The sequence below is a fragment of the Mucilaginibacter flavidus genome (assembly GCF_024055575.1).
GTDB classification, from domain to species: Bacteria; Bacteroidota; Bacteroidia; order Sphingobacteriales; family Sphingobacteriaceae; genus Mucilaginibacter; species Mucilaginibacter flavidus.
The window spans coordinates 91,795-105,927 of sequence record NZ_JAMXOE010000013.1 but is presented as its reverse complement, the minus strand read 5'-3'; the positions used below and the strand labels follow the sequence as shown (position 1 = coordinate 105,927).

The window sequence follows — 14,133 nt, the reverse complement described above, 5'->3', positions numbered from 1 at the left end:
TTATTTTATATTAAAATTCCTTGTGCAACAAATGTTACCAAACATCCATTTTGTTGTACCCACCTTTGTATTATCAAATATTCAAAAAGGAAAAAATGGACGACATATCGCAATTAATAACATTACCCGGAACGGTAATAGTAGATGTAAGAACGCCGGCAGAATTCAGCACCGGACACGCGGCAAAAAGTGTAAACATTCCGTTATTCGATTTAAGCAGTCATCTTGATGAACTTAAGCAAGCGAAACAAATTATAGTATGCTGTGCCTCGGGCGTGCGAAGCTTAAAGGCCGGCCAACTACTAAAACAACACAATATTGGTTGTTATGATGGTGGCACCTGGGTAAACATTGATAAATTTTTAAACAACTAAGTATGGGCCTGGTAGAAAAAATAAAACAGTTTTTTAAGATTGGCAATAGCATTAACATTGGCGAAATATTAGCTGCCGGCGCCAAGGTTATTGACGTACGCAGCCCCGGTGAATTTGCCGGTGGGCACCTCAGGGGCTCGATAAATATTCCCTTGAATATGTTGCACGACAAAATGGGTAAATTAAAAAAAGAGGACGTAATTGTAACCTGTTGCGCCTCGGGCATGCGGAGCCGCTCAGCAAAAGCAATATTGCAGTCAAAAGGGTATAAGCACGTTTACAATGGCGGCAGCTGGCACAATTTAACCACCTACGTAAAATGAATACGATAAAACAACGGCTTTTTACAAACTGGCACTTTGCCCGCGTTTTGCGCCTGGCATTAGGCTTATTTATGGTTTTTTGGGCGATACAAGCCCATGACTGGAGCCTCGGCGCAATTAGCGGCTTGTTTGTTTTTATGGCCCTTTCAAACACAGCCTGCTGCGGTGCGCAGGGATGTAAAATTTAAAATAGCGATAAGCGTCAACTGCCTGACGCATTAACAATAAAATATTAACATTTATAACTAATAATATGAACACAGAACACCTATACGAGGTTGAGTTGGAATGGACCGGCACCCGCCTGGGCACACTTAGCTCACCCGAACTTACAGATAAACTGGATGTGGCAACACCGCCGCAATTTGCAAATGGGATAGAAAAAGTATGGTCGCCCGAGCATTTATTTACCGCGGCAGTAAACAGTTGCCTGATGACTACATTTTTGGCGATTGCAGAAAATTCAAAGCTTGAGTTTGAAAGCTTCACTTCCACTGCCCTTGGTAAACTGGAGATGGTTGAAGGGAAATACCTGATGACCGAAGTAACCTTAAAACCAAGGCTTACCATCATTAACGAAGACATGAGGGACAGGGCAATACGCGTACTTCAAAAGGCGGAAGCAGCGTGCCTGGTATCAAATTCGATAAAATCTAAAATTGTTTTTGAACCCGAGGTGACGGTCAAAGTACCGGTGGCGGCGTAATGTACTATTTCGGGGCTAACTTTAAAGGATGATAGTTATCTGCAACAGAACTATTGTCCTTTTTTTGTGCGGGAATGTTTGTACAGTTTAACAGCAAACATTAACACAACCGCCAGGCCAACAAGCCCAATAAGGCCATAGATCCAGTTCACAGCATCCTTTAATACGACCAAAAACACTATTGCAAACAAGAACAGCGTAGCCACTTCGTTCCATAAACGGAGCTGGGTTGATGTCCATTTATAAGTCCCGGCCGCCATCTCTTTCATTTTGTGCTGGCAGATGTAGTGATATATTATTAAACCCACAACAAAGCCCAGTTTTATGTGCATCCATGGCTGTTGCAGCCAGACTGGCGCGAGGCATAGCATGGTTATACCCGCAGCCAAAACAATAAACATTGATGGTACCGTGATAATGTACCACAGCTTGCGCTCCATTATTTCAAACTGTTTTGACAGGATGGTGCGATCAGGCTCGGGCCTTTCCTGCGCCTCGGTATGGTAAATAAACAGGCGCACCATGTAAAACAGCCCCGCCATCCAGCAGACTACAAAAATGATATGTATGGAAAGAATGTATGGATACATAACGTCGAGCCCCCTAACCCCCTAAAGGGGGAATTTTTGAGTTGCAGCTATTTTACCCCGCCTGCTATTCGCTCCCCCTTTAGGGGGCTGGGGGGCTTAGCTATATTCTTTTATCAATTCCACCGCATACTTCACATTATCAAACGGGATATCGGGCATAATGCCGTGGCCAAGGTTAAAAACAAACCCTTTTTCACCCTTCATCCTGTCGAACAGTTTATGAATACGGTCTTTAATTACTTTTTTATCGGCATATAAAATATGCGGATCAAGATTGCCTTGTACCGCTATGCCTTCCGGTAAACGTTTTTTAATGTCGAGCAAATCAACATTCCAGTCGATGGAGATCACATCCGGTTTTGCTTCGGCCATCAATGGAGCAAAAACTGAACTGCCTTTGCAAAACGATATTACCGGGATGTCCTTGCGATTTAGCTTACTGATAATCTCGCAAATGTAACGGTGCGAAAACTCTTTATAATCATCCCATGCTAATGCCTGCGCCCAGCTGTCGAATATCTGTACGGCATTTACTCCGGCTGCAATCTGCAGATTTAAATAATCTGCTGTTACTGTCGCAATTTTTGATAACAACTGATGAGCTAGTTCCGGCTCGTTGTGGAGCATTAACTTAGTCAGCTTAAAATCTTTCGACGAGCCGCCTTCAACCAGGTAGCTCATCACCGTGAACGGTGCGCCGGCAAAACCTATTAATGGAATGCTGCCGTTAAGCCGTTGCTGTATCACTTTAATAGCGTCGGCTACGTATTGTAGTCTATCGCCCACATCTGTTTGCAGGTTGTCTACATCGGCTTTGGTGCGTACAGGATTGGCAAATTTAGGGCCTACACCCTGGTTAAAGCTTAAATCGCCACCCATGGCTTCACCCGTAACCAATATGTCCGAAAATAAAATGGCAGCGTCGATCCCCAGCAAATTAACGGGTAACATGGTAACGTCGGCCGCAATTTCGGGCGTTTTGCACATTTCTAAAAACGAATACTTGTTTTTAATGTCCCAGTATTCCTTCATAAAACGGCCTGCCTGGCGCATCATCCATACTGGCGGGCGTTCAGTGTTTTCAGAAAATGCTGCTTTTATAAATAACGAATCTCTCATAATTTGGAAGAGAGTCAAGAATCAAGAGCCAAGAATCATTAACTTTTCCTGGTTCCGGCTATTTAAACTTGCTCTGTTTAATGTGGTTATCTTATTTTGTATCAACAGCAAGGCTCTTTTTATCTCGATTCTTGACTCTTGATTCTTTGTTCTATTTTTTGTTTTTTTTCAATTCCTGCCGAAGGCGCTCAATTACATCCTTCATTTTGGAGTTTATGTCTTCTGTGTGCTTTTCGGTGAGTTGTATATAAGCGCCCGCCTTTTCAAAATTACCCTGCCTTATGCTGATGTTGGCTACATGCACCAGTGCTGCCACGTGGTCATTCACAGACCGAAGCGGGTATTGTGCCGCTACTTCGTAATGTTTTTCGGCATCCTCAAAATCCTGCTTTTGCAGGCAAACGCCACCCATTAAAAACTCGTAGTAGCCGCGGCGCTTTCTGCTAAGCCAGCGCGGGTTAAAAATCTCCAGCAGGGTGCGTTCTGCTTTGTCGTATTCTTTATGGTGAAAGTACTTTGCAGCCACAATTAGGGTGCCCTGCCGTATGTAATCCCAGGCCAGCAGCACTATCAGCAACATGGCAAACCACGCAAACTCATACATGTGCCGGTAGGCCAGCAACATCAGCGACAAAAAACACAGTGTGCCGATAAATAAGCGTGTCCGGTTTGTAAACATTAATGATGCGTATCGGTAAACTTATAACCTACTCCACGGATTGAATGGAAATAAACCGGGTTTTTAGGATCTGGTTCAAAATACTTGCGGAAGGTAAGGATAAAGTTATCGATGGTGCGGGTTGAAGGGTAAACGTCGTAATTCCAAACGGTTTCCAATATCTGCTCGCGCGACACGGCATCATTACGGCGCTCAATCAACAGCTTCAGCAGCATGGTTTCCTTTTTGGTTAAAGGCGTAATAGAACCATCCTCGTTCACTAATTCAAATGAGTTAAAGTGAATAGTTTTTTCGCCTATTTTGTAGCTGTTAAACTCTTTAAGCTCTTCGCCCTTTAATCCGCGTTTCACCAGGTTATTTACCCTTAAAATAAGTTCTTCAAGATTAAATGGCTTGGTAAGGTAATCGTCGGCACCTTTTTTAAGGCCGGCGATTTTATCCTCGTTGGTATTTTTTGCGGTAAGAAACATGATAGGCACTTCCGAGTTTTCCAGCCTGATGGTTTCAGCAACCACAAAGCCGTCAATTTCGGGCATCATAACGTCAAGTATTACCAGGTTAAAACGCTCTTCTTTAAATATTTGTAATGCCTTTTTACCATTATGGGCGGTCGATACCTTGTACCCTTCAAGCTCAAGGTTAAGCTTAATAGCCTCGAGCAAATGGTCTTCGTCTTCGGCTAATAAAATTCTTTTTTTAGTTTGCATGATATGAAATTATTTAAACACTAATTTTCTCGAATTTAATCGAATTTCACGAATTGAATTTTGTACGAATTTCACAAATTACAAAGGCAAATGTAAAAGCAGATTTGTGAAAATTAGTTTTAATTAGTGCAATTTGTGCGAACTCATTCAAAAACCACTTCAAATATACTACCTGCGGGGCGGTTATCCTTCACTTTTATGCTCGCGCGATGTTTATCAAGCACTTCTTTTACAATATACAGACCTAAGCCCGTTCCTTTTGTGTTGCGCGTATCTTCGCTGCCCACGCGGTAGAATTTATCGAAAATACGGTTTTTTTCCTGGTCGGATATGCCGATACCGTGGTCCGCTACCTCTAAAAATACTTTTCCTTCTTTCGAAAACAGTTTTACGCCCACCGTTTCACAAGGGCCTGAATATTTTATTGCATTTTCAACCAGGTTAGTAACAACCGAAGTAAGCGCAAATTTATCGCCGGTTATTTCAATTTTCGGCTCAATTTCGGCATCAATAATTTGTTGCGTGCCCTCACATTTGGTTATCTGCAAGCGGTTAACAATACTATCCACCAAAACCGAAAGATTGAATTTATCTTTAGGGAACGAATAACTGCGGTTATCGATTTTTGACGCCAGGAGCATGTTTTCCACCATATCATCCAGCCGCTCTATGTCCATCAGTGCCTTGCCGATAAAATTCAGTGTTTGTTCTTTCGACAGGTCACGTTTTTGGATGGTTTGTAAAAGTATTTTGATAGACGCGAGCGGTGATTTTAGTTCGTGTGTTACCGACAGCAAGAAGTTTTTCTTCTGCTCCTGCAGCTTGCGCTCCTTGTTAATCGACTTATGCAGCGAATACGCCCCAACAAAAAACACGAATATGAAAACCGAGCCCTCGCCCATTATCATGCCGATATCGCTTGGCATATGCTTTGCCAGCAGGTAGCCCCACCAAATCAACTCCGCTAAAGCGTAAGTGATGAGCGCATAAAATATTACGAATGTTCTTCTCATTTGTTAAGGTTGCAAGCCCCTCTAAATCTCCCCCGGTAGGGGAGACTTTTATTTTTACTTTTTAAAGCCCTCCCTACCGGGGAGGGTTTGGGTGGGGCTTATTTTTCCCGGAATACCACTTCCAAACTATCAAATATAGCACGTTTTGCTTTCTCCAGGTCAATTTTGCTGTGCGCTGATGATATAAAGCCGACCTCGTAACCACTTGGCCCCAAATAAACACCACGGTTAAGGAGTTCGCGATGTAGTTTTTTAAATTTCTCCATGCTGGCTGCGTCAATATCATCTGCAGAGCGGATGGCTTCTTTATCAGTAAATGCGAACCAGAAAATCGAGCCAATGGTAAAAACCTTAAACTTATAATTGCGTGCTGTAGCAAAGCGCTGAATGGCTTCGGTAAATTCTTCGGTTTTTTTGTTGAGATCGCGATAAAAGCCCATACGCAGCAATTCGCTTAACTGGGCAATGCCCGCACCCATTGCAACCGGGTTACCTGACAATGTGCCGGCCTGGTAAACACCGCCATCCGGCGAAATATGGCCCATAATTTCGGCAGATGATCCGTAGCACCCTACAGGCATGCCCCCGCCAATTATTTTGCCGTAAGTAAGTATATCCGGCTTTATTTGGTAATGCCCGGCAGCACCTTCAAAGCCAAGGCGGAAGCCTGATATCACCTCGTCAAATATCAAGAGGGTGCCGTTTTGCGTACATATTTCGCGCAGGAATTGCAGGTATTCTTTTTCCTGCAACAGCAAACCGTTATTGGCCGGTACCGGCTCAATTATTACTGCTGCTATTTGGTCTTTAAATTCGTCGAAGGCTTTTTTAAGGGCTTCCTTATCGTTCAATGCAACAACGATGGTTTCATCAGCAAACGATTTGGGTACACCGGCAGACGATGTTTCGCCAAAAGTCACCAGGCCGGAGCCTGCTTTTACCAGCAGTGAATCGGAGTGGCCATGGTAGCAACCCTCGAACTTTAATATTTTGTCGCGTTTGGTATAGCCACGGGCCAGCCTTATGGCCGACATCACCGCTTCTGTTCCCGAACTTACAAAACGCAGCTTCTCTATAAACTTGTTGTTTTTTACAATCAGTTCGGCCAGTTCATTTTCCAAAGCTGTAGGTGCGCCAAACGACATGCCGTTTTGCATAACCTCGATTACCTTTTCGCGAACTTTTGCATTGTTGTGCCCCAGGATAAGTGGTCCCCATGAGCAGCAAAAATCAATAAACTGGTTGTCGTCGGCATCCCATAAGTGGCAGCCATCGCCCTTTTTTATAAAAAGCGGCGTACCATGCACTGATTTAAACGCCCTTACCGGCGAGTTAACGCCACCCGGAAAAAAGGTTTTTGCCTTCGCAAACAGCTCCGCCGACTTATCCCGGCAGATATCAGGTTTACCGGTAGTAGCCGCCGGCTCATTCCCTTCTGATGTAAATTTCTTTTTTATTGAATCAAACATTTAGCCCCCTCTAAACTGCGCAGCACTCATGAATGCCACACAAATTATATTTATTTTATGAATAATCTCCCCTAAAGGGAGGAGACTTTTAATTTTAGTTAATATCTTGTTCGCTGACAATCCTCTCCTGTTCCCCCTTCAGGGGGCTAGGGGGCCTCTACAGCCACTTGTTCTCTAAAACCTCTTTAGCATGATACGTTAATATCGCACTGGCGCCTGCCCGCCGTATGCCCATAAGCACCTCGGTTATGGCGCGTTGCTCGTTCAGCCAGCCTTTTTGTACGGCCGCCTTTATCATGGCATATTCGCCACTCACATTATACGCCGCAACCGGCAATTCAGTATTATCCTTTAATAATTTTATTACGTCGAGGTACGCAAGGGCAGGTTTTACCATTAAGAAGTCGGCGCCTTCCTGCTCATCCAAAGTGGCCTCAATTAATGCCTCGCGCTGATTGGCGGGGTTCATCTGGTAGGTTTTTTTATCGCCGAATTTTGGCGCCGAATTCAAGGCATCCCTGAAAGGCCCGTAAAAAGCGCTGGCGTACTTTGCCGAATACGACATGATAGATACATTGGTAAATTTATTATCGTCCAATACCTTGCGGATATAGCCCACACGGCCATCCATCATGTCGCTTGGTGCTATAATATCCGCACCGCATTGGGCATGGGCAAGCGCCATTTTGCCAAGTATCTCCAGCGTTTCGTCGTTCAATATCTCGCCGTTCTCTACAATGCCGTCGTGACCATCGCTGCTGTAGGGGTCCATGGCAACATCGGTTATCACACAAGCTTCCGGGAAATTCCTTTTTACTTCGCGGATGGCACGCAGGTAAAGGCTTTCCTCGCGGTGACTTTCGGTAGCGTATTTATCTTTTAATGATTCTTCGATATTTGGGAACAGGTCGAACGATGTTAACCCCAGTTTTAAGCAGCTTTCTATTTCGCGCAGCAAATTGTCAATCGAATATCGATAGATACCGGGCATTGATGCCACCTCTGTTTTTTGAAAAGTACCATCAACAATAAACAGTGGAAATATAAGGTTAGCTGCGCTGATGTGCGTTTCCTGCACCATTTGGCGTATCGCTTCGCTTTTGCGGTTTCTTCTTGGTCGTTGTAACATTTTTTATTTCAACATTTTTGGAAGGGCGATTTCCACCCCGCCTTTTGGGAATCCCAAAGTTAGGGAAACTGCGACAATTATGGGCGATGTTATAGGTTTAAAGAAATTTTATGTCTTACAAATGATGTTTTGTGGAGATATTGTTCAAAATGCTATTAATAAGCGGTTTAAAATATTAAATGTTATTATTTTTACTAAGCCTTTGTCGAAATAACATGAAAAAACATACCCCTGCCCTTTGTATAGCGTTGCTGTTCATGGTTGTTACTGCCTGTACGCGCGTCAATGATCCGACACCCGGAACCAAGAACATTGTATTGGCGCCTTTAAATAATCCTTATGAAACCAATGTGGGCATATATAACGGTGCCGATGCAAGTAACCATGTATCGCCAGAGGAGCCTTTGTGTGCCTGGACCATCGGCGGGTTGCCGATTACCGTGCGAAACCTGTTAAAATTCGACATCAGTAAAGTACCTGCCACCGGCAGCATAGTGTCTGCGCGCCTTATTTTATATGCCGATACTATTCCGCTGAACGGCGATTTGGTACATGCAAATTATGGCGCGGATAATAGCATTGTTATTCAACAGGTTGCCGAACCGTGGAGTACGCCAACTGTGACATGGTTTAACCAGCCGGGTGCATTTCCTGCAAACCAGGTAACTATACCCAGTACATTTCAACCTTTCGGAAACCTGGATGTCGACGTAAAAGACATGGTTAGCGCAATGGTAAGCAGCGGTAATAATTATGGCTTTAAACTATCGCTCCGTAACGAAGTAATTTACACAAGCCGCATTTTCTGCTCCAGCTATTACCCGGATACATCAAGAAGGCCAAAGCTGATGATTACCTACAAATAGTTTCATGGTTAATCCCGCACGTGCGGGATGGATCATGGCCGGTAGCGAAAAAAGTCAATAGTCATTCATTGCTGCGGCTATGAACTATGAACCATCAACTATGAACAAAATTTAGCACCTGTGGCTCAAACAAATAGTCCCGAATACCGCTTCGGCAAGCCCGGTTTCGTCGGGCGAATACGGTAGCGTATATTTTACGCCCATTTCGTCCAGTTTCTTGCCGGTGGAAACACCTATGGCAATAATTTTCTGATCAGGGTCCAGCAGGTTATCTACAAAGTATGCCTCAACGTTTGATGGGCTGGTAAATACCATTATCTCGGCGCCACTGCGCTGCACATTGTCTTCCAATATCGTTTCGTAAACCGTAAGGTCGATGATTTTTGTATCGGGCGATAAGGCCTGCTGTATGCTCCGCATAGAATTCTCGGCAGAAGGGAATACTACGGTTTTGCCGTTGGCCAGTTCAGCAAATTCGGCTGCAACATCGGCAGGGTCAATACCATCGCCGGTGTAGTCAACAAAAAAACCTTTGCGCCGCAGCATATCTTCCGAGCCACTGCCCATTACGCCGAATTTTACTTTTTTAGGTAATACCGGGTCTAGCTGGAAAAAATATTCTACCGCGTTTTTGCTGCTGAAAAATATCCAGTCGGCATTTTTCAAAATATAGCTATCGAGCTTGGTAATAACGGCCACAGTACGGATGAGCGAACGCGCCTCAACCTCGATATCGTGTTTCTCCAGCGCTTTGCGGAAATAGCTGTTTTCAGAAAGCTCGCGCGATATAAATACCTTCATCGGGAACTTGCGGTCGGCGCTGAAGAACAAAGCAACTTTTTGAGCCAGCCCTTCAGTTGTAGGGGCTTCTAAAAATAACCTGTCGGGGAATTCCTCGCTATCATCCGCCTTCGAGGTAAACACCTGGTACACGCCATCTTCTTTGCGGCAATAACAGCCTAATGGCAAATGGCAACCACCGCCAAACAACTTCAACACAGTGCGCTCAACGGCCAGTTCTTCCGCAACATTTGGGTGATTCAGCGGCTGCAGGGCTTCAAATATTTCTTTGTCGCTTTCGCGGACTTGTATAGCCAGTGCACCTTGCGCCGGCGCAGGAATTAACTCCGTCGGCGTTAGCTCTTCTACATAAAAATCGCTCAAGTCCAGGCCAAGCCGGCTCACACCCGCTTTTGCCAGCATGATGGCATCATAATTTTCTTCGCGTAGTTTGTTTACACGGGTGGGCACGTTGCCGCGTAGATCAATAATATCCAAATCTGGGCGGTAGGCCAGCAATTGCGCCTTGCGGCGGTTTGACGAGGTGCCTACAATACCACCGTATTTAACCGACAGTTTTTGGTGCACATCAACACAATCCTTCAGTATCAGCAGTAGTTCAGCGGGGTCTTCCCGTTCTGAAACTGCTGCGATAATGAGTCCCGGAGGGTTTTCGGTAGGCAGGTCCTTGTGCGAATGAACCGCAAGATCGATCGAACCTGCCAATAATTCTTCTTCAAGTTCTTTGGTAAAAAAGCCTTTACCTTCCAGCTTATCAAGGCTAAGGTGAAGGATGCGGTCGCCCTGCGTTTTGATGATTTTAAGTTCAACATCAATATTAAGCGCGGCCAGGCTATCTTTCACAAAGTTTGCCTGCCAAAGCGCCAGGTCACTGCCGCGGGTTCCTATAATAAGTTTTCTGTCCAAAGGGCTATAGTGTTTGCATTGCAAATTTAACTTTTTAACGCAATGATTGGAGGAATAATTAACGATATGAAAGTGAGGTGACTGAGAGACGATATCCCATTATGGCTTTACATCTTATTAAGCAACTCTTCTATAGGACGACCCTTTAATTTGCCGGCCTTTATTTTTCCGACGTTATTCAAAGCTTTTCTAATTTCTTTGATTTCGTTTAATATTTCGACCTCTCGTTTATTTGAAGTAATAATACCAGTTGCCTTCATAGTTTTTATCAAAGTTTTCTTTGCTGTCTAAACTTATCGAATAATCCTGTTCTTTGAAATAGTTAAATTCATCAAATGGCTTAAGTAAAGGAAAAAACAACTTACTTAAATGTTCTTTAACTCCATTATTTGCGTTCTCCTCGACCTGATTTTCAGTGTAAAAAAAGAAAATTGCCGTGTGACATGCAGTAATAACTTCCCATATATCTGAATTACCAATCTGTGCTTTAAGCTCTTTAATTCTCGACTTGGGAATTTTTTCAATCACTTCAACTTTGGCAATTGGTTCAAAAGCACTAAAAACAACAAATAGGCCTTCAGTTTGATATTCATCTTTTTTAAAAAAGTTTAAGATTGACCACTTTCTGGCATCCCTTTTACTTGAAACTATTTCTTTAAATTGATTACCAATAGCGTGTTGTTTTTCTTCATTGAAATTAAAAACTTGCTTTAAATTATCGCTGAATTTATTTACAGCGTTTTCAAATATAATCTGAAGCCTTGGCCTATTATCAGCCTTAATGGTATCATAAATTATATTCATGGTTTTGACATCATAGGTTTCGTCAATCCAATTAGCGAGTTGTACAAAGTCGCTATTAATGGCTTCTTTGCCTTGCTTAATAAGTTTGGTTGCTTTGTATTCTATGTCGGAGTACATGACCATATCATGAGAGTGATTTAGTTAATAACTGCAATAGATAAATCTATCAAAACTTATCGGCAAATCAAGAAATGCGTTGAGAGAGTTTGTGAATACAGACTAACCGGTTAGTCGTAATTTCTTTGTGAGCTTTATGCTGCGCAAGCAGAAAGCTTGCCACATGCCATACTACTAGTTACGCTTCACTAAACTCGCGGCAGCGCTTTAATTATTATTGATCAATATATCCTTCGCCATTATCATAGGCACGCTGATATATTTTTTCTCCATGTAGTTGATCACCTTTTCCAGTATCTCCCGGCTGGCCTGGTCCATGCCCTGCACTTCTTCGGCAAAAACGGAGTTAATGGCGGTATTGCGGATCTCCTTTATTTTTTCGGGCACCTGGCGCATGGCCAGTTCGATACGGCGTTGCTTAAGCTCCAGCAAAAAGCCGTTTATGTTTTCGTCGATAATGGCTTCGGCGTGGGTAAGTTCTTCGTAACGTTCCTGCAGGTTCTTTTTGGCCACTTCATTTAGCGAATGCACCTCGATAAAGTTTACCGGGAATTGCAGCAGCACATCCGGGTGAGTATCGTTAGGCACGGCAAGGTCGACTATGGTTTTACGGTCGGTGTCGCCGTTTAAAAGGCCTTTGTAAATCTCTGGAGTGATGATGGGTTCGGTTGATGAGGTACAGGTTATGATGGCATCGAAGCCTTTGTTGTATGTTTTTAATGCTTCCAGGTTAAACGCTTCGCCGCTTAAATCGGCAGCCAGCTGGGTGGCATTGGCAACAGTTCGGTTAAAAACTGCAAAGTTGGTAAACTTATGCTTTTGCAGGTATTTCGAAATGTTGCGGTTGGTTTCGCCGGCGCCAATAATCAGTACGCGGGCGTTGGTGCAAAGCTTTAAGTCCTTCAGCTTGCGATAGGCAAGCGAGACGACTGAAATAGGATTTTTCGAAATATTCGTATTCGTATAAACTTCTTTGGCGGTTTTAACTATACAGTTCATAAACATGCGCAGCCCGTCGCCGGTAAGGCCGGCCTCTTTGCAGTTTTCGTAGGCTTTGCGCAGTTGGGCTAAAATTTCTTTTTCGCCAACTATAAGGCTTTCGAGCGAGCAGGAGGTGCGCAGCAAATGTTCAAGCGCTTCGCGGTCTTCATAAATAGATGCCGCATCTAAAAAAGTACCGGTTGATATCGGGCATAGGCCCATATCAAGGGCATCCATAAACTGTTTGGCGAAAGCTTTATCGACTACCTGCTGAGTAAGCATCACAAACTCAACGCGGTTACACGTGGCCAGGTAAAAAATTTCGGAAATACCGAATTGCGATTTTACTCTTTGCAGTTTATCTGTTAAGTTCTCCTGGCAAATCACCAATCGTCCCAACTCCTTCAACTCAATCTGTTTATGCGTAAAAGCGATTACCTTTAGATACTTCAAAGCTATTTTAAATTTGAACCCAACAAAAGTAACAGCTTTAATACGATGCAGTGTCAACACTTTGTCATACAGTTGTATTTAGAATGTTTATAAATAAATAGTGTTTGTTAAACAATTAAATCGATTTTACCTATAAATACGTACCTGAATTATGACAAAATTAAAAAAAGTGATGCTCGTCATTTTGGTAATTGGCTACGTTTTGGCCGGTGCCAACCATTTCCGGGCGCCGGAATCGTACATACGCATCATTCCGCCATATATTCCGTTGCCAAAACTTATGAACTTATTGGCGGGTGTTTTTGAAATATTATTTGGCTTGCTGCTAATTTTCAAACAGACCAGGGTTTTAGCCGCCTGGGGTATAATATTAATGCTGATTGCCTTTTTGCCGGTACATATTGATATGGTCACCCATGCGCCGTTTCAGTTGGGCAGTCTGCATGTAACGCCATTAATTGCGTGGGTAAGGCTGGTGATTTTGCAGCCTTTGCTGATATGGTGGGCGTGGTGGTATACCCGGAATGACAAGATTTAAACGATTTTTTCTAGCAATATTTATTACCTTAACACATTTAAATAACTATAAAAAGATGTTGAGTTTTTTTAAGAAAAAAGAAACGCCCGCAAATGAATTTAAGTTTACGGAATCGGAAAATACCGCTTGTTTTGTTTGTGACCACGTAATGACCAAAACACGGCCTATCCTATTTGCAACTCACGAAGCAGAAGACGGTTACTGGCAATTTTTATGTGGACAAGCAGACCATGATGACTCGAATCTAAAAATCATCTCTCTTAAGCAAGCTACAGAAATAGATACATCAATTAACGATTTATATGAGATGCCCTTAGGCATTGGGGCTGATAGAAAGTCGACAAATGATAAATGGGAGCCATTTGCATTAGACCCATCATAGCTTTGGATTTGGGGGTTGTCACTTATATGGTCTCTTGGAGGTCCGAACTGCCCCCAAATGTCATTTCGACGAGGAACGAGGAGAAAACTTAAACGCGGGAGAGGCAAGCCGGATAGGTTTTCTCACCATAGAAATGACAGGAATGGTTGATTATCGGTAAATGTTTGTTCTATATT

General features: G+C 43.3%; 17 protein-coding genes. 7 read left to right on the top strand and 10 right to left on the bottom strand.

Annotated elements, in window-relative coordinates; translation table 11 throughout:
• The first annotated feature begins 95 nt into the window (after positions 1–95).
• From NAF19_RS18600 to NAF19_RS18585, 4 genes are all read left to right on the top strand, one after another.
• Positions 96–374: a rhodanese-like domain-containing protein gene (locus NAF19_RS18600; RefSeq protein ID WP_252791835.1), complete on the top strand. Its 279-nt coding sequence runs from the start codon at positions 96–98 to the stop codon at positions 372–374.
• Between the two features lie 2 nt (positions 375–376).
• On the top strand, positions 377–697 hold the full coding sequence (locus NAF19_RS18595) for a rhodanese-like domain-containing protein (RefSeq protein WP_252791834.1): 321 nt from the start codon (positions 377–379) through the stop codon (positions 695–697).
• The gene (locus NAF19_RS18590; protein WP_252791833.1) at positions 694–885 is read left to right on the top strand and encodes a hypothetical protein; all 192 of its coding nucleotides are present in this window, start codon (positions 694–696) and stop codon (positions 883–885) included. The genes NAF19_RS18595 and NAF19_RS18590 overlap by 4 nt, the downstream gene beginning before the upstream one ends.
• A gap of 65 nt (positions 886–950) precedes the next feature.
• Positions 951–1,403 (top strand): OsmC family protein, encoded by a 453-nt coding sequence (locus tag NAF19_RS18585; protein WP_252791832.1) that lies wholly within the window; start codon positions 951–953, stop codon positions 1,401–1,403.
• 50 nt (positions 1,404–1,453) lie between these two features.
• On the opposite strand, the gene NAF19_RS18580 is transcribed toward NAF19_RS18585, so the two are convergent.
• From NAF19_RS18580 to hemB, 7 genes are all read right to left on the bottom strand, one after another.
• The gene (locus NAF19_RS18580; protein WP_252791831.1) at positions 1,454–1,993 is read right to left on the bottom strand and encodes a CopD family protein; all 540 of its coding nucleotides are present in this window, start codon (positions 1,991–1,993) and stop codon (positions 1,454–1,456) included.
• Between the two features lie 96 nt (positions 1,994–2,089).
• Positions 2,090–3,112: a uroporphyrinogen decarboxylase gene (hemE, locus tag NAF19_RS18575; RefSeq protein WP_252791830.1), complete on the bottom strand. Its 1,023-nt coding sequence runs from the start codon at positions 3,110–3,112 to the stop codon at positions 2,090–2,092.
• A gap of 151 nt (positions 3,113–3,263) precedes the next feature.
• The gene (locus NAF19_RS18570) at positions 3,264–3,791 is read right to left on the bottom strand and encodes a SusR-related protein (RefSeq protein WP_252791829.1); all 528 of its coding nucleotides are present in this window, start codon (positions 3,789–3,791) and stop codon (positions 3,264–3,266) included.
• On the bottom strand, positions 3,791–4,498 hold the full coding sequence (locus tag NAF19_RS18565) for a response regulator transcription factor (protein ID WP_252791828.1): 708 nt from the start codon (positions 4,496–4,498) through the stop codon (positions 3,791–3,793). The genes NAF19_RS18570 and NAF19_RS18565 overlap by 1 nt, the downstream gene beginning before the upstream one ends.
• A gap of 143 nt (positions 4,499–4,641) precedes the next feature.
• A complete protein-coding gene (locus NAF19_RS18560; protein ID WP_252791827.1) occupies positions 4,642–5,511 on the bottom strand; it encodes a sensor histidine kinase in 870 nt (289 codons plus the stop codon).
• Between the two features lie 98 nt (positions 5,512–5,609).
• A complete protein-coding gene (hemL, locus tag NAF19_RS18555) occupies positions 5,610–6,980 on the bottom strand; it encodes a glutamate-1-semialdehyde 2,1-aminomutase (RefSeq protein ID WP_252791826.1) in 1,371 nt (456 codons plus the stop codon).
• A 157-nt stretch (positions 6,981–7,137) separates the two neighbouring features.
• Positions 7,138–8,109, bottom strand: a complete 972-nt coding sequence (gene hemB, locus NAF19_RS18550; protein WP_252791825.1) for a porphobilinogen synthase — start codon at positions 8,107–8,109, stop codon at positions 7,138–7,140.
• Between the two features lie 215 nt (positions 8,110–8,324).
• Between hemB and NAF19_RS18545 the strand changes: the two genes are divergently transcribed.
• The gene (locus NAF19_RS18545; RefSeq protein ID WP_252791824.1) at positions 8,325–8,975 is read left to right on the top strand and encodes a DNRLRE domain-containing protein; all 651 of its coding nucleotides are present in this window, start codon (positions 8,325–8,327) and stop codon (positions 8,973–8,975) included.
• Between the two features lie 111 nt (positions 8,976–9,086).
• On the opposite strand, the gene hemC is transcribed toward NAF19_RS18545, so the two are convergent.
• From hemC to hemA, 3 genes are all read right to left on the bottom strand, one after another.
• Positions 9,087–10,682 carry a hydroxymethylbilane synthase gene (gene hemC / locus NAF19_RS18540; RefSeq protein WP_252791823.1) on the bottom strand — a complete coding sequence of 532 codons (1,596 nt, stop codon included), beginning with the start codon at positions 10,680–10,682 and terminating at the stop codon, positions 9,087–9,089.
• Positions 10,683–10,910: 228 nt separating this feature from the next.
• The gene (locus tag NAF19_RS18535) at positions 10,911–11,603 is read right to left on the bottom strand and encodes a hypothetical protein (RefSeq protein WP_252791822.1); all 693 of its coding nucleotides are present in this window, start codon (positions 11,601–11,603) and stop codon (positions 10,911–10,913) included.
• Positions 11,604–11,810: 207 nt separating this feature from the next.
• Positions 11,811–13,037 carry a glutamyl-tRNA reductase gene (hemA, locus tag NAF19_RS18530; RefSeq protein WP_252791821.1) on the bottom strand — a complete coding sequence of 409 codons (1,227 nt, stop codon included), beginning with the start codon at positions 13,035–13,037 and terminating at the stop codon, positions 11,811–11,813.
• Between the two features lie 151 nt (positions 13,038–13,188).
• Here hemA and NAF19_RS18525 point away from each other — a divergent pair, with 151 nt between their 5' ends.
• Positions 13,189–13,575, top strand: a complete 387-nt coding sequence (locus tag NAF19_RS18525; protein WP_252791820.1) for a DoxX family protein — start codon at positions 13,189–13,191, stop codon at positions 13,573–13,575.
• Positions 13,562–13,957 (top strand): immunity protein Imm33 domain-containing protein, encoded by a 396-nt coding sequence (locus tag NAF19_RS18520; protein WP_252791819.1) that lies wholly within the window; start codon positions 13,562–13,564, stop codon positions 13,955–13,957. Before NAF19_RS18525 ends, NAF19_RS18520 begins: the two co-directional genes overlap by 14 nt.
• Positions 13,958–14,133: the final 176 nt, after the last annotated feature.